General features: G+C 58.1%; 14 protein-coding genes and 4 pseudogenes. 13 read left to right on the top strand and 5 right to left on the bottom strand.

Going from position 1 to position 18,332, the window contains the following annotated elements; translation table 11 throughout:
• Window positions 1-47 precede the first annotated feature (47 nt).
• The 8 genes from A9K68_RS28885 (at window position 48) to istB (ending at window position 9,219) form a co-directional block, all read left to right on the top strand.
• Window positions 48-1,670, top strand: coding sequence for a condensation domain-containing protein (locus tag A9K68_RS28885; protein WP_065009136.1), 1,623 nt, complete (start codon window positions 48-50; stop codon window positions 1,668-1,670).
• Complete coding sequence (locus A9K68_RS28880; RefSeq protein ID WP_095780377.1) at window positions 1,667-2,719, top strand: lysine 2,3-aminomutase; 1,053 nt, start codon at window positions 1,667-1,669, stop codon at window positions 2,717-2,719. Before A9K68_RS28885 ends, A9K68_RS28880 begins: the two co-directional genes overlap by 4 nt.
• A gap of 75 nt (window positions 2,720-2,794) precedes the next feature.
• Window positions 2,795-3,046, top strand: coding sequence for a hypothetical protein (locus tag A9K68_RS28875; RefSeq protein WP_141246653.1), 252 nt, complete (start codon window positions 2,795-2,797; stop codon window positions 3,044-3,046).
• A gap of 149 nt (window positions 3,047-3,195) precedes the next feature.
• Window positions 3,196-3,954 (top strand): class I SAM-dependent methyltransferase, encoded by a 759-nt coding sequence (locus tag A9K68_RS28870; protein ID WP_065009139.1) that lies wholly within the window; start codon window positions 3,196-3,198, stop codon window positions 3,952-3,954.
• 704 nt (window positions 3,955-4,658) lie between these two features.
• Window positions 4,659-5,819 (top strand): Xaa-Pro peptidase family protein, encoded by a 1,161-nt coding sequence (locus A9K68_RS28865; RefSeq protein WP_156768384.1) that lies wholly within the window; start codon window positions 4,659-4,661, stop codon window positions 5,817-5,819.
• A gap of 289 nt (window positions 5,820-6,108) precedes the next feature.
• The gene (locus A9K68_RS28860) at window positions 6,109-6,897 is read left to right on the top strand and encodes a hypothetical protein (RefSeq protein WP_163603089.1); all 789 of its coding nucleotides are present in this window, start codon (window positions 6,109-6,111) and stop codon (window positions 6,895-6,897) included.
• 190 nt (window positions 6,898-7,087) lie between these two features.
• The gene (istA, locus tag A9K68_RS28855) at window positions 7,088-8,350 is read left to right on the top strand and encodes an IS21 family transposase (RefSeq protein WP_065008565.1); all 1,263 of its coding nucleotides are present in this window, start codon (window positions 7,088-7,090) and stop codon (window positions 8,348-8,350) included.
• The gene (gene istB, locus A9K68_RS28850; RefSeq protein WP_065008564.1) at window positions 8,347-9,219 is read left to right on the top strand and encodes an IS21-like element helper ATPase IstB; all 873 of its coding nucleotides are present in this window, start codon (window positions 8,347-8,349) and stop codon (window positions 9,217-9,219) included. The genes istA and istB overlap by 4 nt, the downstream gene beginning before the upstream one ends.
• Before the next feature lie 477 nt (window positions 9,220-9,696).
• On the opposite strand, the gene A9K68_RS28845 is transcribed toward istB, so the two are convergent.
• A complete protein-coding gene (locus tag A9K68_RS28845; protein WP_065007842.1) occupies window positions 9,697-10,725 on the bottom strand; it encodes an IS110 family transposase in 1,029 nt (342 codons plus the stop codon).
• A 178-nt stretch (window positions 10,726-10,903) separates the two neighbouring features.
• Complete coding sequence (locus A9K68_RS28840; protein ID WP_163603088.1) at window positions 10,904-12,103, bottom strand: IS256 family transposase; 1,200 nt, start codon at window positions 12,101-12,103, stop codon at window positions 10,904-10,906.
• A gap of 797 nt (window positions 12,104-12,900) precedes the next feature.
• On the opposite strand from A9K68_RS28840, the gene A9K68_RS28835 reads away from it, so the two are divergent.
• The 3 genes and pseudogenes from A9K68_RS28835 to A9K68_RS28830 all read left to right on the top strand — a co-directional run.
• On the top strand, window positions 12,901-13,449 hold the full coding sequence (locus tag A9K68_RS28835) for a GNAT family N-acetyltransferase (RefSeq protein WP_065007544.1): 549 nt from the start codon (window positions 12,901-12,903) through the stop codon (window positions 13,447-13,449).
• Between the two features lie 376 nt (window positions 13,450-13,825).
• Window positions 13,826-14,007, top strand: a pseudogene (locus tag A9K68_RS32060) (IS110 family transposase); the annotation flags it as partial.
• A 3-nt stretch (window positions 14,008-14,010) separates the two neighbouring features.
• Window positions 14,011-14,319 (top strand): annotated as a pseudogene (locus A9K68_RS28830) (transposase); the annotation flags it as partial.
• 65 nt (window positions 14,320-14,384) lie between these two features.
• Here A9K68_RS28830 and A9K68_RS28825 read toward each other — a convergent pair.
• Both A9K68_RS28825 and A9K68_RS28820 read right to left on the bottom strand, forming a co-directional pair.
• Window positions 14,385-15,037: pseudogene (locus A9K68_RS28825) on the bottom strand (transposase); the annotation flags it as partial.
• Window positions 15,038-15,120: 83 nt separating this feature from the next.
• Window positions 15,121-15,399 carry a hypothetical protein gene (locus A9K68_RS28820; RefSeq protein WP_141246658.1) on the bottom strand — a complete coding sequence of 93 codons (279 nt, stop codon included), beginning with the start codon at window positions 15,397-15,399 and terminating at the stop codon, window positions 15,121-15,123.
• A gap of 219 nt (window positions 15,400-15,618) precedes the next feature.
• Here A9K68_RS28820 and A9K68_RS28815 point away from each other — a divergent pair, with 219 nt between their 5' ends.
• Window positions 15,619-16,818, top strand: coding sequence for a Xaa-Pro peptidase family protein (locus A9K68_RS28815; RefSeq protein WP_163603087.1), 1,200 nt, complete (start codon window positions 15,619-15,621; stop codon window positions 16,816-16,818).
• A gap of 229 nt (window positions 16,819-17,047) precedes the next feature.
• Here the strand turns inward: A9K68_RS28815 and A9K68_RS32055 are convergent.
• Window positions 17,048-17,328 (bottom strand): annotated as a pseudogene (locus A9K68_RS32055) (transposase); the annotation flags it as partial.
• A 220-nt stretch (window positions 17,329-17,548) separates the two neighbouring features.
• Here A9K68_RS32055 and A9K68_RS28800 point away from each other — a divergent pair.
• Entirely contained in the window at window positions 17,549-18,331 is a 783-nt protein-coding gene (locus A9K68_RS28800) for an enoyl-CoA hydratase/isomerase family protein (RefSeq protein WP_065007549.1), read from the top strand.
• Window position 18,332: the final 1 nt, after the last annotated feature.

Genomic DNA, 18,332 nt, shown 5'->3' with positions numbered 1-18,332 from the left:
GCGTTACGACCATAGTAGTCTTGCAGTCTCCGGCCCAGGGGGTCCACATGAAACCAGCTCGAACCATCCAAATCAATGCGATGGACGTGAGTGCCGTCGCGCCAATCGAAGCTCTGCCGCGTCCGTCGCGGGTGCCGCTGTCATTCCCCCAGCTGCGGCTATGGCTCCTTCCGCGCTTATCGGGCGGCCGCGAGGCCTGTCACATTCAGATGTGGCTTCGGCTTCGGGGCGAGCTGGACGAGTCGGCCCGGCAGTCGGCCTTGAACGGGTTGGTGGCGCGTCATGAGGTGCTGCGCGCCACCTTCGGGATGGAGGACGGCGAGCCATACCAGCGGATCGGGCTGGCGGACGTCGGCCTGCCTCCGAAACAAGACGATCTGACGGTGGCGGCAGATGTGGAGGCGACGCTCGCGGATCTGATGTGTCATGAAGCGCAGGCGGCGTTCGACTTGGAAGCCGGGCCGCTTATCCGCGGATGGCTGGTGCGCCTGGCGGTGGACTATTATGAGCTGCTGATCACCTCGCACCACATGGTCTCGGACGCCTGGTCGCCGAAGATCCTAACACGCGCGTTCAGCGAACTTTACGCCGCGGCCCGGGAGGGCCGCGCGGATCGGCTGGCGCCGTTGCCGGTGCAGTATGCGGACTACGCCCTTTGGCACCGCCGTTGGCTGACGCGCGAGATGTTGGAGCGTCAGTCGGAATATTGGCTTCGGATTCTGGCGGGCGCGCGAACGGTGCTGAAGCGGCCGACGGACTGGCCGCGGGCGGCTCAGCAGCACTACAGCGGCAATTTCATCGAGTTCGTGTTGCACGAGCCACTGACCACGCAGATCAAGGCGCTGAGCCGACGTCATAGGACGACGTTGTTCGTGACTTTGCTGGCGAGCTGGGCGCTCGTGCTGGCACGGTTGTCGGGTCAGGACGACTTGGTCATCGGTGCGCCGAGCGGCAATCGCACGCGCTCCGAGATCGCGGGGCTGATCGGCCTCTTCATCAACACGCTGGGGCTACGGATCGATCTGTCGGACGATCCGATGCTGGCAACATTGCTGGAGCGGGTGAATGCCGCTGCGCTTGGGGCGCAGGCGAACCAGGACTTTCCGTTTGAGCAGCCAATGGAACTCGTCAACTCGCGCATAGCTCACACCCCGACCCTCCAAGTTACACTTGCGTGGCAAAACAATGGCGTGGAGCCTGCGGAGCTGCCCGGGCTCAAACTTGAATACATCGGCGTCGACCCTGTCGCGCAACATGATCTTGCGCTTGAGCTTGCTGAGGTCGGCGAGGCGATCTGCGGAAGGCTGATTTATGCAACGTCGCTATTCGAGCGGAGCACGGTCGAGCGGCTTGTAGGGTATTTGCAGCAGGCGCTGAGCCAGATGGCGGCTGACTCCGGGCAGCGGGTCTGGTCGGCGCCGCTCGTGTTGGCGGAGGAGCATCACCGTTTTCGAGTGGAGTCCAACCCGACCGAAGTGGTCTATCCGCAGGACCACTGCATTCAAGAGTTGTTAGAGGCGCAGGAGGAGCGGGATCCGGAGGTGATCGCGGTCGGCTACGAGGATCAGTGCCTGAGCTCTCTCGATCCAAACGTGCTGGCGACCACGACCCTTGCCCGCCTCGATCATCGTCCACCAACCCGGATCCGGGAGTTGGAACTGCGGCCATGAACTTCATCGAGGGAAGGCGCATCGTTACCGATGGTGAGCTACAAGCCAACAGCATCACGCGTTATCATGTCACAAAATTCTACCGTGAGCAGATCACCAATAGTGGTTACTACAACCAGATTAAGTATATTGTGGAGCCGTCGTTCGAGGAGTTCGAGAGTCCCGGCAGTCTGGATACGAGCGGCGAGCATGACAACACTGTCGTGCCCGGACTTCAGCACAAGTACGCCCAGACCGGGTTGTTGCTGGTAACGGACCGTTGTGTTTCATATTGCCGCTTTTGCTTTCGCAAACGCATCGTAGGCAAGGACTCCGATGAAATTGCACCTGATTTCGCGCAGATTGCGCAATATATTAGCGGCCGTCCTGAGATGACGAACGTCCTGCTTTCGGGAGGCGACCCGTTCGTGCTCAGCACCGCCAAGCTCGACAAAATTCTTGATCATCTGCTGCCTATCCCACATTTAGATTCGATCCGATTCGGCACAAAAGCAGTCGCCTACGAGCCCAAGCGGTTCGAGGATCCAGCTCTATCGGCTTTGTTCCAACGAATCCATGAAGCGGGTAAGGCCGCAGTGATCGTCACACATTTCGATCACATCGGTGAAATCTCGATTGATGCAGCGCGCAACATTCGCTCCCTGCGGGCACAGGGCGTCCAATTCCTCAACCAATCCGTGCTTCTCGCGAAAGTAAACGATGATCCCGACGTCTTGGCTGCGACCTTCGCCAATTGCCACCAAATGGGTGTCCGCCCTTATTATCTCTTTCAGGCCAGGCCGGTGAAAGGCGCATCGCATTTTCAGGTTCCACTGCGCCGTGGACTAGAGATTGCGCGCGGCATCAACCAACGTCTCAGCGGCATCCAAAAGACGTTCAAATACATTATGTCCCATTACACAGGGAAGATCGAAATCCTTGACCTTGGAGCCGATGGCCGCGTGTATATGCGATATCACCAAAACAAAGATCCGAAAAGGATCGGGAAGATCTTTTCCCGACCGCACCGTGAGGGCGCCAGCTGGTTGGACGATTTGCCCGAAGAATGAGATAAGGGCGCGCAATGCTGACTGCTAACAAGAGCGAGTGGATCACAAAAGCCCGGCCGTTTCCGTGAGCCGGTGGTGACAGCTTACCTGCTCGCCGATGGAGTCAGGGTGGAAATTCTGGATGCAGGTGGGAATGCAATTGATGCGGCGGGCGAGCAGCGGCCGGGGCTTCGCTTCCGCGATTCCATCGACTACCGCGATGACCGCGCAGGAAAGACGGCGGGCTCAGACGCGAAAGGTCGATGCCACTCGACTAATCCACATCGTGGAAAAAGGCCATTCGGTCGCGGCATCGCAGCACTAACCGAAGAGGTTGCGGATTACTAAAGTCTATCCGATTTGAGCTCCTCATTAAAGGTAGTGATTGTCAAAATATTTAACGACGATAATAAAGATTTAACAAAATGTTTTCTTTCAATTCTATCAGAGTTATGCGAAAGAAATGTCACTAGCCACAATAGTAGATGGGAACCTAAATGTGTGATCAGATTAGTAATGCGGTGTCCTTATCTGAGCTTGAGTCATACTTCAGCGAAGATTACTATCATTTTGGCGATGCGGTAAATCCGCCTGAGGCAAGCGATCGACAGGCAGGAGTAATTTGGAATCTTCTTTCCCTTGCAGAAGGCGCCTCAGTTCTTGAACTTGGATGCGGTTATGGGCGGATTACCAACCGGTTGGCTGAAAAAGGAGCGCGAATTGCCGGACTTGATATCTCGCCGATCTTGCTAAAAAAAGCCGAAGCGGATGCGGCTGAACGCGGAGTAAATGTTGAGTATGTTCTGGGCGATATGCGGTCACTTCCCTGGCGAGATCGATTTGACGCGGTTTTTCTGTGGTACACGACGTTTGGTTATTTCGACGACGCGGACAATGAGAGAGTTCTTCGTGAAGCCGCTTCTTCACTTCGAAAGGGCGGGCGTCTTCTAATCGATTCCGCTAATCGCTTCGCTTTCCTGCGCCACAAGTCGCCCATTTATGTTGTGCAGCGTAACGACGATCTAAGAATCGATATAATGAGCAACGATGTGATAGGTGATCGTCGGAACCTCGAAAGGATTATCGTCCGCAATGGATGCGTTCGACGAACGCAGCTTTCTTTCAGGCAATACGGGTTTTCCGATTACGTTCGCATGTTGCGAGGCGCGGGGTTCGAGACTGTGGAAGCTTATGGGCAGGAAGGTGGAGCGTTTACAACTAGTAGCGAGCACCTCGTGGTTATCGCGTACAAATAATATCACCAATCAAGGTGAGAACGAGCTCTCACTTTGATTGCCGCGCCGCCAAGGCTCGGACTCCGTCTCCCGCGACCTAAACGACGGCTCAAGCGAGAGCCATGAAGCTCGACTTCAGCCGGCCATGCAAGCCCGCCGACAAGTCCTACATCGAAGCCTTAAACAGCGGCTTCAGGGCGGGTTATCTGAATACCTATTGGTTTTCTGACGCTTGCCGGCACGGCCGAAAGATAGAGGAGTGGCGCAGAGTCTGCCGGAAACTCCAGCTCCGGCGGTCCAGTGGCAGCCGCCATCTCGCTTCTAGATGATGCGGGTACACAAATCTGTATTTGACGAATACATCCTGCCTTATGATGCTCAACAAGGCATCCGCAAATCGGTAGAAGTGCCAAGCGGGGCACGTCAAAACAAGCGGGAACACTACATGCGCAACGTTGAACCCTCCGGATTTGCAGGTTTGGCAGACGATCGGGCTCCTCCATTAGGATCGGCGCACATAGGCGTCCTGCCGTCCGACCTTTGGATGACCGCTGATGTTCGCAGATCCCAGGCAAGATGCACGCATGCGACCATAATGGTGGCATAGCAAGATATCTTGAGGGATATTAAGACTTTTCCGCGTTAGCCCGAATGTTACGCTTCGAGGAAAGCAAAGCCGAATTGCTTCGCCTCGTGCAATCGTCTTTATCATAGGAGAACAGCTAGTGCCTGCATTTAGTCAAGAGGAATATCGCGCACGCACGACCCGGCTGCGTCAGCAAATGGCTGAGCGTGGCATCGACGCACTGCTTGTCCTGAATGAAGGTAATATGAACTATCTCACGGGCTACGAAGGCTTTTCCGATTACGTCCCACAGCTCGCTCTTGTTTGCCAGGACGAGGAGGACCCGTGGCTCATATTGCGTGAGATGGACACTCTGTGTGCAGACGCCAGCTCGTACCTGCCGCAATCACACGTCCTCGGCTATCCGGAGAAATACATAGCTGCGAGCCAGCTCACGCCATGGCAGCCGATCGCTGAACTTGTTCGCGAGCGCAGCCCATCTGGCCGCATTGGGGTCGAACTATCGGGTAAAATACTTGGAGTGAAGGGCCATGCCGCCTTGAGCAAAAGTTTAGGCACATCGGAGTTCATCGATGCCGATGGGATGATTGCAGCGCTAAAGGCGATAAAATCACCTGCTGAGCTCACCTACATGGAGCAGGCAGGAAAGATCGTCGATAGAGCGATGCAGGTCGGTAGGCTTGCAATCTCTGTTGGGGCCAGAGAATGCGACGTAGCTGCTGATATAACGCATGCATTATACGCGGGCACTCCGGAATTTCCGGGAGGGACTTCCCGTAGTCCTTTGGTTACAATGCCAGTAGGCTCTCCCGGAGCCGCTCCACACCTCACGTGGACTGACGGACAGTACAAGATGGGCTGCCAGACGAATTTTGAGCTCGGCGCCGTCCGTCACCGATATTGCTGCGCCCTGTCGAGAACGGTATTTTTGGGAGAACCGAATGTGAGATCGCGACACGTGCACCAAGCGTGCCTTGACGGTTTCCTTGCTGCCTTCGGAGCTATGCGGGCTGGAGTGACCAGCAGTGATGTGGAGCGAGCTTTTCGGCGCGAATTTGGACCTCGAGGCGTACGAAAAGAATCCAGAATTGGATATTCAATAGGTATCGATTGGGTGGACGGCGGCCCGAGCTTCCAAGAGGGCGATGAGACCGTGCTCCAGACCAACATGACCTTCCACCTTCTCATTGGTATCTTTGAAAAGACGGATGGCTACATCTTCAGTGAAACCGTTCGCGTGACCGATGATGGCGCGAAGTCGCTGAGCAATATGTCACGCGACCTGCTGGCAAATTGCTGACTTTTTGGGATCGCGATGCCCGGCGCAGCACCAATACGATGCGCCGGCATGCACACGCTGCGCTAATGTTGTGACTCTAGCACTTGTTTCGCACGGGCGCTCGTCGCCAATCTTGTATGTAGCTCCAGCGAACTCTGCGTCGCAATAAATGGCTGCAGCTCAGAAGAAGCGAGAAGCGCAGAAGTCCGGGCATAGCGCTGCCAATATTGAAGGAAGTCGGCCAAGGCCGCGTGAGAACCATCGCTACGACGACCGCCCATCATTATGGCTGCCATAGGAGTGACAACAGATGACTGATTTTCCTCGTGCCCAAGGAAAACGCTGGCCCTCTTGGGTGAGGCCTCGATTGGCGTTCCACGGAGCGCCCGTGGGCATTTTGATGCTTGATCGGATGCCGGGACCCGGCCTCCGTCCGTACATCCCCGGAGACGCCGGCAATGCCTCCACGTGGAGCGTTCCCGTGCGCTATAAAACCGTACCGGGGCTCAACAATACCGCCATTTTCGGGGCGGATGGCGAGGAAAAAACATCCGCTGTGATTGCGGCGGCGAAAGAACTCGTACGAGAGGGTGCGCGAGTCATTACTGCTGGATGCGGCTATTTCATCCGGTACCAGGAAGCGGTGCGCGCTGCGGTTGATGTGCCGGTGTTCTTGTCTAGCCTTGTCCTTACTCCGTTCCTTGAACAAGTGCTTCCCCAGGGCAAGGCACTTGGCGTAGTCGTGGCAAGTAAGGCTGCACTGAGCCAAGATATGTTGAAAGCGGCTGGGGTGCGACCGGAAATTAGTGACAGGGTGATTGTCTTTGGACTCGATGACGCTCCCGTGTTTGCCGGCTTCTTCCTGGAGCCGTATGGTGACCTAGACGTGGAGGCAGTCCAGGCTGATGTGGTCAATGCGATCCTGACTCTGCAGAAGGATCGGCCGGATATCGGCATGCTCTTGCTTGAATGTGGCGGGCTGGGACCATACGCGGCTGCGGTTCAAGAGGCGACTGACCTCCCAGTGTTTGATTATACCTCCATGGTTGAATTCTTCGTCGGTGGCCTAACACGCAAACCATTCACAGGACTCCTCTGATAACGGGGAGCTCTTGGGGCCGCAGAAGGGGGCTGCGGTCCCCGCTGTCGATGCCGGCTCAATACTCTCCAGAAGTGCCGTTTGAATCTTCCCCAGTTTAGCGCTGTCGCCGGTCTTCCGGAGCGCGCTCCGGGAGACCGGCGGCGCGTGATCGTTGATGCTTCTCCTGATGGTCGGGAGAGGGATTTCGGTGATCAAGATCGGGGAGATGATGATGATACTGGATTTGCATCGGCAGGGCCTGTCGGTGTCGGCGATCGCCAGGGAGAGCGGGATCGACCGCAAGACGGTGCGCAAATACATTGCGCGCGGGCTCGAGGCTCCGGCCTACGGACCGCGCAAGCCGCGTCAGGCGGTGATCGATCCCTTCACAGCCTATCTTCGCGAACGCGTCACGCGATATCCCGGGCTCACCGGCAGCCGGCTTTTCCGCGAACTGAAGGACCTCGGCTATGGCGGCGGCTACACGGCCGTTACCGACTTCCTGCGCGACGTCCGTCCTGCCGCGGCGGAGCGTGGATACGAGGTTCGCTTCGAGACCCCGCCCGGCGAGCAGGCACAGGTCGACTTCGCCCAGTTCATTGTCGTCTTTGCCGATGAGCCGACCACGCCGAGAATCGTCTGGCTATTCTCCATGGTGCTTGGCTTCAGTCGCCTTATCTGGGCACGCTTCGTCGTCCACCAGGATCTGCCGACTGTCTTGCGCTGCCATGCCGGGGCTTTCGAGGCGCTGGGCGGCGCTCCTCGCGAAGTGCTTTACGACCGTATGAAGACGGCTGTGATCGGCGAAGGCGATACCGGCGGCATCGTCTACAACCGTGCCCTCGTCGATCTTGCCCGCCACTATGGTTTCCATCCCAAGACGTGTCGGCCTTACCGCGCCAAAACGAAAGGCAAGGTCGAGCGGCCGTTCCGCTACATTCGCGAGGACTTCTTCCTGGCCCGGTCCTTTCGCAATCTCGAAGACCTGAACGCCCAGTTGCGTCACTGGCTGGACACGGTCGCAAACCCGAGGGTTCACGCCACCACAAGGCGTGTCGTCAACGAAGCTTTCGCCGAGGAGCGGGCAGCGCTGCGGCCGTTGCCTTTGGCTCCGTTCCGATCGGTCCTAAAGCTCGAGCGACGTATCAGCCGGGAGGGCATGGTCAGCGTCGGCGGCAATTTCTACAGCGTGCCCGACGCCACCAGGCGCCGTGTCGTCGAGGTACACACGCTGGCCGAAGAGTTGCGCATCTTCGAGGACGGCGCACTGATTGCCACCCATCCTATTCTCGAAGGCCGGCACCAGCGTCATGTCGAGCCGGGTCATCGCAACATCCACGTCCACAAGCGCCGACAAAGACTTAGGAACGACGAGGTCATTCTTCATGACTCGGGCGACAGGGTCGCTCAGCGCCCGTTGGCCTTCTACGACGCCGTCGCCCGGGTGATGGCGAAGGAGCAACGTCCATGACGAACGCGCTCGACACCACGCCATCCACCATCGACCGGATCCGCCACGACCTCGTCGGCCTGAAGATGCCGCGGGCGCTCGAAGCGCTCGATCATGTCGTGCGCCGGCTCGAGAAAGGCGAGATCGCCGCCCTCGAAGCCATGGACATCCTCCTCTCGGAAGAGTTGACCCTGCGCGAGAACAGCCGGATCAAGACGGCATTGCGCATGGGGCGCCTGGCCACGATCAAGACGCTCGCCGGCTTCGACTTCTCTTTCCAGCCCTCGCTCGACCGCGATCGAATCTTCACGCTGGCCCAACTCGGCTTCGTCGCCCGCTGCGAGGTCGTCCACTTCCTCGGCCCGCCCGGCACAGGCAAGAGCCATCTGGCCATTGCGCTTGCCGTCGAGGCTGTGAAGGCTGGAAAGAGCGTCTATTTCTGCACGCTCGCCGAACTCATCGCCGCGCTGGCAAGGGCCGAACGCGAAGGCCGCCTGCAGGAACGCATCCGCTTCTTCTGCCGGCCTGCTCTGCTCGTTGTCGATGAGATCGGCTACCTGCGCGTCGTCCACGGTGGCGGCAATCTGTTCTTCCAACTCGTCAACGCCCGCTACGAGAAGGGCGCAATGATTCTCACCTCAAATCGCGGCTTCGCCGAATGGGGCGAGGTCTTCGGCGACCCTGTCGTCGCAACCGCACTTCTCGATCGCCTGCTTCACCATGCGGTCGTCGTCCAGATCGAAGGATCGAGTTATCGGCTCCGCCAGCACGCCGAGCTCATGCCCGAACACTTGCGATCAAAAGCCTCCATCACGCCGCCAACATTAAATCCACCATCGCGGCCGCGCGGCCGGCCACCGAAAAATGGACACCCCTCCGCGACAGCCTGAGCGGCGAAACTGGGGAATTTTACTTCGGCACTTTTGGGGAAAATTCGAGCGGCATTGACACCCGCCACAGTGTACCGGAAAATCACTATATACTACGGTATGTCCGCCTCTGCTGATGAGGCGGCTCGCCCTACGCTGAGCGTCCGAGGGTGCTTCTCTATTCGACAGGGTGAAGTAAAGCGCTTGAGTTGTGTGCGTCAAGTTCTTGTGTGGATGCCAGCCGTTTTGCAAGGAAGAACCTGAAGTATGGACATGTGATCGAGTGCGGTCATGTGTCAGGCCTTAATTTGCGGCCGTTCCATATGCCGCGGGCCGGTATGGTGATGCGCGGATCAGGTCCAAATCAGCAAAGCGAGCTTGCGTGGGCTCTCAACTTGACTCTGGTTTTCCTGACCCCGATCTGATCGATCATTTGCCCATGCAGTTCATGCCTTCCTCACATCCCCGACGTCCCGGTCTCAGGTGCGTTGTTGCAAATCACGCAAGCACCGTCGCCGGATCTCGGTAGTCCTCCTGTTTCGTCAGCATGGCCCAGATGCCACGCGCCATCTTGTTGGCCAGCGCGATTGCCACCAGCATGCGCGGTTTCTTCAACATCAAGCGGGCAAGCCAGGAACCGTCGGGTGCGCGCCTCCGAGATGCCCATCGAACCACGGCCATGGCGCCGATGATGAGCAACCGCCGAATATCGCGCTGGCCCATCTTCGATACCTTCCCTAGTCGTTGCTTGCCGCCGCTCGACTTCTGCCGAGGGACCAGCCCGAGCCAGGCGGCGAAATCGCGACCGCACTTAAAGGCTTCCATCGGTGGCGCAAAGGTTTCAATGGCAAGGGCAGCGATAGGGCCGACACCGGGCATGGTTTGCAAGCGCCGAGATGTTGCAGCTTGCTTGGACAGCGTGTCGATCGTCTTCTTCAATGCCGCGAGCCGGCTGCTCAACTGGTCGATCTGGTCAAGGAGAGCGCTGCAGATGTCACGGACTAGATCCGGCAGGTCTGCGCTCTCGTCCTCGACGATCTCTGCCAGACGTGGCAGGTGGCCGATGCCTTGCGGAGCAACATAACCGAACTCATAGAGGTGCGCGCGCAGCGCATTCACCAATTCGGTTCTCTGATTCACGAACTGCTCTCTGGTGCGAAACACGATGGCCCGGGACTGCTGCTCCTTGGTCTTCGGTTCGACAAAGCGCATTGTCGGTCGTTGCGCTGCTTCGACGATCGCCTCCGCATCTGCGACGTCGTTCTTCTGCCGCTTGACGAACGGTTTGACATAGGCCGGGGCAATCAGTCTTGGCTCATGGCCAAGCCGAGCCATCTGACGGGCCCAGTAGTGGGAGCTGCCGCACGCTTCCATCGCCACGACACATGCCGGTTGACTCGCCATGAACTTGCAAAACTGCAGGCGCGACAGCTTCTTGCGGAACACAACCGATCCATCAGCTGCCGCCCCGTGCAGCTGAAAGACGTTCTTTGCCAGATCGACCCCAATGATGGTAACCTTTTCCATGGATGCCTGCCTCTCCTTTGCGTGGCGCTAACACCACAAACTTGGCACATTGCGATGCCGTCGGAGAAGGCTGGCATCCACCCCATCAGCAAAAAAGGCGTGGCATTCAGCGGTGACGTTGGCGTGTCCGCCGCGCAGCCCCCGTGTTTAGCGGAGCGGCGGACATGGCGGCCGCGTCTCAGGCGGCCAGTGCCCTCAGGTTCTCCTTCTTGTGCTCGCGCCGATGATCCATGTTGAGGTAGCGGGTCGCCTCGAGCCAGTTCTCGTGGATCTCCACCGCCAATGCCCGAACCAGCCGCAGACAGCTCTGCGGGTTGGGGAAGATGCGGACGACCAGGGTGCGCCGCTTGATCTCCTGGTTCAGCCGCTCCAGCATGTTCGTCGACTTCATGTGCTTGTGATGCGGCAGCGGCAGCCGATAGAAGCTCAGCGTCTCCTCGATGTTGTTCTCCACCCAATCCACCAGCTTCGGGTATTTGGCCTGCCATTTGGCGATCCACTGCGCCAGGTCGCGCTTGACCTCGGCTAGGTCGCGCCGGTCATAGAACCATCTGAGCTCCATCAGGCAGTCGTCATCGACCTTGCGCGGCACATAATCGAGCGCGTTTCTGAGGAAGTGCACGTAACAGCGCTGCCAGACTGCCTCGGGCAGGACTTCCCGGATCGCTGCCCTGAGCCCCGGATGGTCGTCGGAGACGACAAACTCGACGCCGGCGAGCCCGCGCTGCTTGAGCCCTGCCACGAACGCGCGCCAGCTCGAATGGCTTTCCCGGTTGGCCAGTTCGACACCGAGCACCTGGCGCCGGCCCTCCCAGTCGACCCCGATCGCCACCAGCACCGCCTGGCTGGCGATCACGCCGGCTTCGCGCGCCCGCTCATAGCGCGCGTCCAGAATGAGGTACGGGTAAGGTTTGGCAAGCCGCTGCTCAAAGAACGCCTTCAGGGCTTCATCCAGCCGCGCCGTCGCCTGGCTTACCGTCGAGGCCGAGAAGGAATGGCCGCACAGCTCCTCGGTGATCGCCTTGACCTTGCGGGTCGACACGCCTTGCACGTACATCTCGACCAGCGCCGACACCAATGCCTTCTCCGAGCGCTGATAACGCTCAAACAACTCCGTCGAGAACCGGCCGGCCCGATCTTGCGGAACCCGAAGTTCCAGCACCCCAACCCGCGTCACAAGCTTACGCTCATGATAGCCGGACCGGTAACCAACCCGCTCCGTCGTCCGCTCGCCTTTCTCGGCCCCGATCGCCTCCGTCATCTCGGCTTCCAAAGCCTCCTGCACGACAGCCTGCAAAACTCTGCGGAAGCCGTCCTCATCCGACAACAGCAACGCTTTCAACTCGCCTCTGCTCAGTCTAACGTCTCGATTGGTCATGGCACTCCCCTTCCACGGGAATCGGTGGTCGCAACGCCACCAGCGTGCCATGGCCGCCCTCGCCTCAAGGCAAGGGCTGTTCTCTCTCCAGAGCTTTTTGCAGAACCTTCAGGACACTATCAGCGCTTGCCGAGCTCTCGGCTTCGCCGGCGTGTGACATCTTACGCGGGGTCTCTACGTCTACGTAACCGCCGCGCTTGCCATTTTGATGAACAGCTTTGTGGGGCGGGGTCGGTTAAGTTGAGGCTGTTGCGTCGAATGCTGCGGTTTTGTTTGGGAGCAAGGGTGGTTGACTACAATGGTCGGAATCAAATAGCAACTGCGAGTGAAGGTTCGCAACGTCGAAGCGCTGTATTGCGGCGCGGGAACGGTCGGCGAGCGGGAAGTAGCTGGGGCCGCGAGCGAGCGGATGAAGGTCCGGCTTGCCGAGAACGGCCGTCCGGGTTCTGCGGTGGAGATGCCGTTCTCGATGCCCGATGCGTGGAGCGGTTCTTTCTTGGACCGGCAATGCACTTTCCGAAGGCGACCAAGAGTCGTTCGCTACTAAATCGACCGATTTTTAGCCCGGACAGATCTTGGTTTCCATCCGAGCAGTTGTTCAACCCGTTATCTGAACTTGTCCTGAATATTGGCTCCCTTGGGTCTCCTGTGGCTCTCCTACACCCGGTCAAGAATCCTCAAGACGCGCGACGCGACCCGGCGGTCGTGCTGCACGAACCTGGTGCAAACATTACATCAACACAGCATGAAGAGTTGCCGGCGAATATTTCGGGTTGAAAGAGATATAGGTCTCATAGATGAAGCTGATCACCGAACGATTGATATTGCGTCCCTGGGACGACCATGATCGCAGCGCGATGGCAAGAATTTATAGTGATCCTCTCGTAAGGCGGTTCTACCCCAAAGTGCTGACGAACGAGGAAGCGAATTCTGAGATCGATTTTGCGATCGAGCGTGCCCAAATAAACGGGTTTGATTTCCAGGCGGCGGAGCTGAAGGGCAGCGGCGAGCTTGTTGGCATGATCGGGCTCCGCGTCCTCTCCGAGCCAACGAGGGCCAAAATTCCCACCCACCCCCGCGTCGATATCGGATGGGTGCTCGCAAAGGAACATTGGGGTCAAGGACTCGCACCGGAAGGCGCGCGGGCATGGCTCGACTACGCCTGGTCAATCGCTTTGCCGGAGGTCGTAGCTTTGACAGCTAAGGAGAACGCGCCGAGCCAAAAGGTCATGGAGAAGATCGGCATGATTTATGATCCCGCAGGTGATTACGAGGATGTGACATTGGCCGAGGGCCCTTGGTTGCGGCCGGCTGTGGTCTACCGCAAGCGGAGTCCGATTTTGTAAGGCGGCACCAATGGATTGAAAAGAGCGCCAGAGGACCGCGTAGGTGAGATCGCGACGTCAAACGAGTGTCTCTGCGAGAGAGCGACAGCCTCGACCTGCGCGAAATGCCAAACGCGGGCGATTTCCGCAACGTGGGGATGAGACGGTTCCATAGACTGGCATCGCCCGATGTGCGACCTAGCAGGCTTCTCTAATTGGGGTCGTTGAGGTCAAGCTCCTCCTGATTTTTTCCGGACCACTCGCCCCGCGGGTCACTCGCTTCTCTTCGCGATCGACGTTAGGCCGCCGCATGATGTTGGCGTGGACGGCCCCCCCGCACGGCATCGATGTGCCAGAATGAGGTCGTTACAGATTCTCAAGCAAAGGGAGACCGTCCGTGGAACAAATTATTCGTATTGGCATCGACACGCGTCAAAACACATCTTCCAGCTCCATGGTGTGAACGCAGCTGAGGCGCCGGCGCTGCGCAAAAAACTGCGGCGCAAGGAAATGATGGCGTTCTTTGAGAAGCTGCCGCCGACAGTGGTTGCGATCGAAGCGTGCGGGGCCTCGCACCACGTCGTCGTGTTCAACGTCGATCATCCTTCATTGCTGAGGGCGCGCCGCAAGCGGCTCGGATGGGGTCGAAAGGAACAAGATCTCTATCAGCGTCATCGCTGGCGGGTCGAGGGCGTGCATGGCGAAGCCAAGACATGGCACGGCCTCGCCCGCGCAATGCGCCGAGGACTGGACAAGATGCGCATCCAGGCCTTCCTGACCGCTGCGGCCATTAATCTGAAGCGGCTGGCCGTCGCACTCTACGGCTTCCAGCTTCTGCTCATCAGCAATTCGGCGGTCAGCATCAAATTTCAGAGGCTCGCCGCGGTATGACGCGTCGTTGTACAGGTTGATCGCCACCGGCTCGGAGCCCGAAATTGCCGGACAAAAAAGCACTTCTTCAACAGGCCCACGATGCAGGTCTGCACGACGGTCTGCGGAAAGACGGCGTTGATCGCCTCGGGCAAGCCCTTCAGGCCGTCGACCACGGCGATCAGGACGTCGGCGACGCCACGGTTCTTCAGATCTTGACCCGGATCGCATCGAAGAAGACGAGCGGATAGATCGCATCCAGGGGGCGGTTCTGCCACTCGGCCACTTCCTCCAGGACGGCGTCGGTGTCGGCCGAGATCAGGTCCGGCGACACGTCGATGCCGTAGAGCTCCTCCAGATGGCCGCGGATCTCGCGCACCGTCATGCCGCGAGCGTAAATGGAGATGATCTTGTCGTCGAAATCGGGAAAGCGGCGCTGGTATTTGACGATCAGCTTCGGATCGAAGGTCACCGCCCGGTCGCGCGGGATCGACAGCGTCATCTTCGACGTGCCCATCAGAACCGACTTCCTCGAATGGCCATTGCGGCGATTGGCGCTGCCGGCGCGTTCATCCTCGAGGTGCTCGTCAAGCTCCGCGTTCACAATCCGTTCCGAAAGCGCCTTCTTCAGGTCGTCGAGCAATCCGTCCTTGGCAAACACCTCATTCGGATCGCGGCCGGCAAGCAGTTGGTCCAGAAGTTTCTTGTCGATAGCATGTGATGATTCTCTCCTTTCCATCATCATGGCCTCAGGCACAGAATTCCTGACAGTCCCGACCGGACACAAAGGCCGGACATATGAGCGCAAGCGATCCGATCAAATCATTGCTCAACATCTTGCACCGACACACTCACCGCGGCATTAGCGCCCATCTCGGTTCCAGATGCCGCGGGTACACAATCTATATTTGACGAAAGCATCCTTGACGCATGATCCTCTATCAAAGCAAGAACCAACTGTGGGCCATAATTAAATAGATGCGTTGAAGCCCTTCGGATTTGCAGATTGAGGGCAATCGAGTGGCGCGCTGCCTCAACCAGAAATCCCAGCTCGGTTTCGGTCGAATTAATGGTGCCGCTGATGACAGAGAAACGGCTCATTCGACATCGATTATGTCTAACGAGTGTAGCCAAGATGGTGTCTAGGGTCTGGCTATGGAGAATGTGAAAAGAGCAGAAAGATTGAAGGCGGTCACACACACCCTGCTTATCCGTGGCGCTTGAACTAATGCTTTTCGTGCGAAGAGCAGGTGAGCGTATCTGGCCGGGGAGTAAGACCTTTCAACGGTAGCGCATGTTACGCTTCGAAGAATTTGTTGCATGGTTGTAAACGCCATTATCAAGACAGGAGAACAGCTAGTGCCTGCATTTAGTCAAGAGGAATATCGCGCACGCACGACCCGGCTGCGTCAGCAAATGGCTGAGCGTGGCATCGACGCACTGCTTGTCCTGAATGAAGGTAATATGAACTATCTCACGGGCTACGAAGGCTTTTCCGATTACGTCCCACAGCTCGCTCTTGTTTGCCAGGACGAGGAGGACCCGTGGCTCATATTGCGTGAGATGGACACTCTGTGTGCAGACGCCAGCTCGTACCTGCCGCAATCACACGTCCTCGGCTATCCGGAGAAATACATAGCTGCGAGCCAGCTCACGCCATGGCAGCCGATCGCTGAACTTGTTCGCGAGCGCAGCCCATCTGGCCGCATTGGGGTCGAACTATCGGGTAAAATACTTGGAGTGAAGGGCCATGCCGCCTTGAGCAAAAGTTTAGGCACATCGGAGTTCATCGATGCCGATGGGATGATTGCAGCGCTAAAGGCGATAAAATCACCTGCTGAGCTCACCTACATGGAGCAGGCAGGAAAGATCGTCGATAGAGCGATGCAGGTCGGTAGGCTTGCAATCTCTGTTGGGGCCAGAGAATGCGACGTAGCTGCTGATATAACGCATGCATTATACGCGGGCACTCCGGAATTTCCGGGAGGGACTTCCCGTAGTCCTTTGGTTACAATGCCAGTAGGCTCTCCCGGAGCCGCTCCACACCTCACGTGGACTGACGGACAGTACAAGATGGGCTGCCAGACGAATTTTGAGCTCGGCGCCGTCCGTCACCGATATTGCTGCGCCCTGTCGAGAACGGTATTTTTGGGAGAACCGAATGTGAGATCGCGACACGTGCACCAAGCGTGCCTTGACGGTTTCCTTGCTGCCTTCGGAGCTATGCGGGCTGGAGTGACCAGCAGTGATGTGGAGCGAGCTTTTCGGCGCGAATTTGGACCTCGAGGCGTACGAAAAGAATCCAGAATTGGATATTCAATAGGTATCGATTGGGTGGACGGCGGCCCGAGCTTCCAAGAGGGCGATGAGACCGTGCTCCAGACCAACATGACCTTCCACCTTCTCATTGGTATCTTTGAAAAGACGGATGGCTACATCTTCAGTGAAACCGTTCGCGTGACCGATGATGGCGCGAAGTCGCTGAGCAATATGTCACGCGACCTGCTGGTAAATTGCTGACGTATTAGGAGCGATGCCAGCGTAGCGCCAAGACCGTGCGTCGGTATAGCACAACATGGCCACGCCAATGTTGTGATCCCTCAGTCTTCGCCTGCAACCTGGTCGAGACGATCGCGCGGCGTCAGACGGGCATTCTTATGGATATTCACAGTCCTCCGGGAATCACTGAAGCTTCGATAACCTCAGCTTTCCCGGTCCGGACCGGATGGACAACCTATGGAAAGGTCACATCTAGCTCACGCACGCGCTTCATGAGGCAGCGCACCTCGGGAGGTGCCCACGACAGGTTTGTTAGATCCCATAGCCGCTGCCCCTCCTTCGCTCAGTAAACGCCGACAGCAGTAGAGGAGGTTGGGCGCTACACCGCTGCGCCGGGCAACCGACGAGACCTCTCGCCCGGGCTCAAGGCTTCAAGACTTTCGCGATGATCAGCAGCTTCTGCTGCGTCGCCCAGTACCGCTGACGCCTTGTGCCCCTGATCAACTCGATGCGCTGATAGCCCTCCGATATCAGCCGCTCCTCAAGGATATCCTCGAGGCTCTCCTGCTTATGCCGGGTGGCCGGTCGAAATGGAGGGCAGTTCACTGACGCCGCCGTCGCGGCAGGTATCGCCGAAGCGATGCTATGATCCATCCAGTTCAAACAAGCGAAAGTGCAACATATGTTGCAAATTTGACTGGGCCTGTTATCGTGCCGGGGCAACCATGTGTCGGGCGAGGTGACAGGCAGCATGATGTTTGAAACGATTACTTACGAAACCCAGGACGCTATCGCCGAAATTCGCCTGAATCGGCCACACCGGCTAAACGCAGTGGTGCAACAATTGTACGACGACGTCCTGGGGGCTCTCGATCGGGCTCAAATGGACAAGAACGTACGCGTGATTGTGTTGACCGGAGAAGGGCGGGCGTTTTGTGTCGGAGCCGACATGAAGGAGCACAAAGCCGGCCGCTCGGCCTTCGAGAGGAGGCAATATCTGATGAGCGAACAAAGGGTGTGTAGACGTCTGCTCTCACATCCAAAGCCAATTATTGCGGCGGTGAACGGCTATGCGCTAGGGGCCGGTGCTGAGATGGCCATCGCTTGCGATTTCATGGTGATGGCCGCTTCGGCCCGGATTGCATTTCCCGAGATTGGCGTTGGTGCATTCCTCGGCGGTGGCGTCACGCATATCCTCCCACGACTTGTCGGCCTGGCAAAGGCGCGTGAGCTGATCTTCCTAGGCCAGCAGGTCGACGGAGCAGAAGCGGTCCGGACCGGGCTGGCTTCACGATGTATCCCCGACGATGAGTTTCCCGAAGGCATCCGCTCGTTGGCGGCCGAACTGTCAACGGGGGCACCATTCTCGATGCAGCTTGCCAAAGAGCAGTTGGCGTCGGCTGCTCACGGGACGTTCGACTCTGTGCTTACTGCTGAGCTTGAGGGCATGATGTTTTGTTCAACTACGCGCGATTGGCATGAGGGCGTCAACGCTTTCGCCGAGAAGCGTCCGCCGGTCTTCCGTGGGGAGTAAC

Source organism: Mesorhizobium sp. AA22, from assembly GCF_001672375.2.
Taxonomy (GTDB): Bacteria; Pseudomonadota; Alphaproteobacteria; order Rhizobiales; family Rhizobiaceae; genus Mesorhizobium; species Mesorhizobium wenxiniae.
This window is presented reverse-complemented; position numbering and strand designations above follow the sequence as displayed.

Excerpts from the sequence above, each read along its gene's own strand:
- A9K68_RS28885 (WP_065009136.1), top strand. The coding sequence starts at position 48 with ATGAAACCAGCTCGAACCATCCAAATCAATGCGATGGACGTGAGTGCC.
- A9K68_RS28880 (WP_095780377.1), top strand. The coding sequence starts at position 1,667 with ATGAACTTCATCGAGGGAAGGCGCATCGTTACCGATGGTGAGCTACAA.
- A9K68_RS28870 (WP_065009139.1), top strand. The coding sequence starts at position 3,196 with ATGTGTGATCAGATTAGTAATGCGGTGTCCTTATCTGAGCTTGAGTCA.
- A9K68_RS28860 (WP_163603089.1), top strand. The coding sequence starts at position 6,109 with ATGACTGATTTTCCTCGTGCCCAAGGAAAACGCTGGCCCTCTTGGGTG.
- istB (WP_065008564.1), top strand. The coding sequence starts at position 8,347 with ATGACGAACGCGCTCGACACCACGCCATCCACCATCGACCGGATCCGC.
- A9K68_RS28845 (WP_065007842.1), bottom strand. The coding sequence starts at position 10,725 with ATGGAAAAGGTTACCATCATTGGGGTCGATCTGGCAAAGAACGTCTTT.
- A9K68_RS28840 (WP_163603088.1), bottom strand. The coding sequence starts at position 12,103 with ATGACCAATCGAGACGTTAGACTGAGCAGAGGCGAGTTGAAAGCGTTG.
- A9K68_RS28835 (WP_065007544.1), top strand. The coding sequence starts at position 12,901 with ATGAAGCTGATCACCGAACGATTGATATTGCGTCCCTGGGACGACCAT.
- A9K68_RS28820 (WP_141246658.1), bottom strand. The coding sequence starts at position 15,399 with ATGAGCCGTTTCTCTGTCATCAGCGGCACCATTAATTCGACCGAAACC.
- A9K68_RS28815 (WP_163603087.1), top strand. The coding sequence starts at position 15,619 with ATGGTTGTAAACGCCATTATCAAGACAGGAGAACAGCTAGTGCCTGCA.
- A9K68_RS28800 (WP_065007549.1), top strand. The coding sequence starts at position 17,549 with ATGATGTTTGAAACGATTACTTACGAAACCCAGGACGCTATCGCCGAA.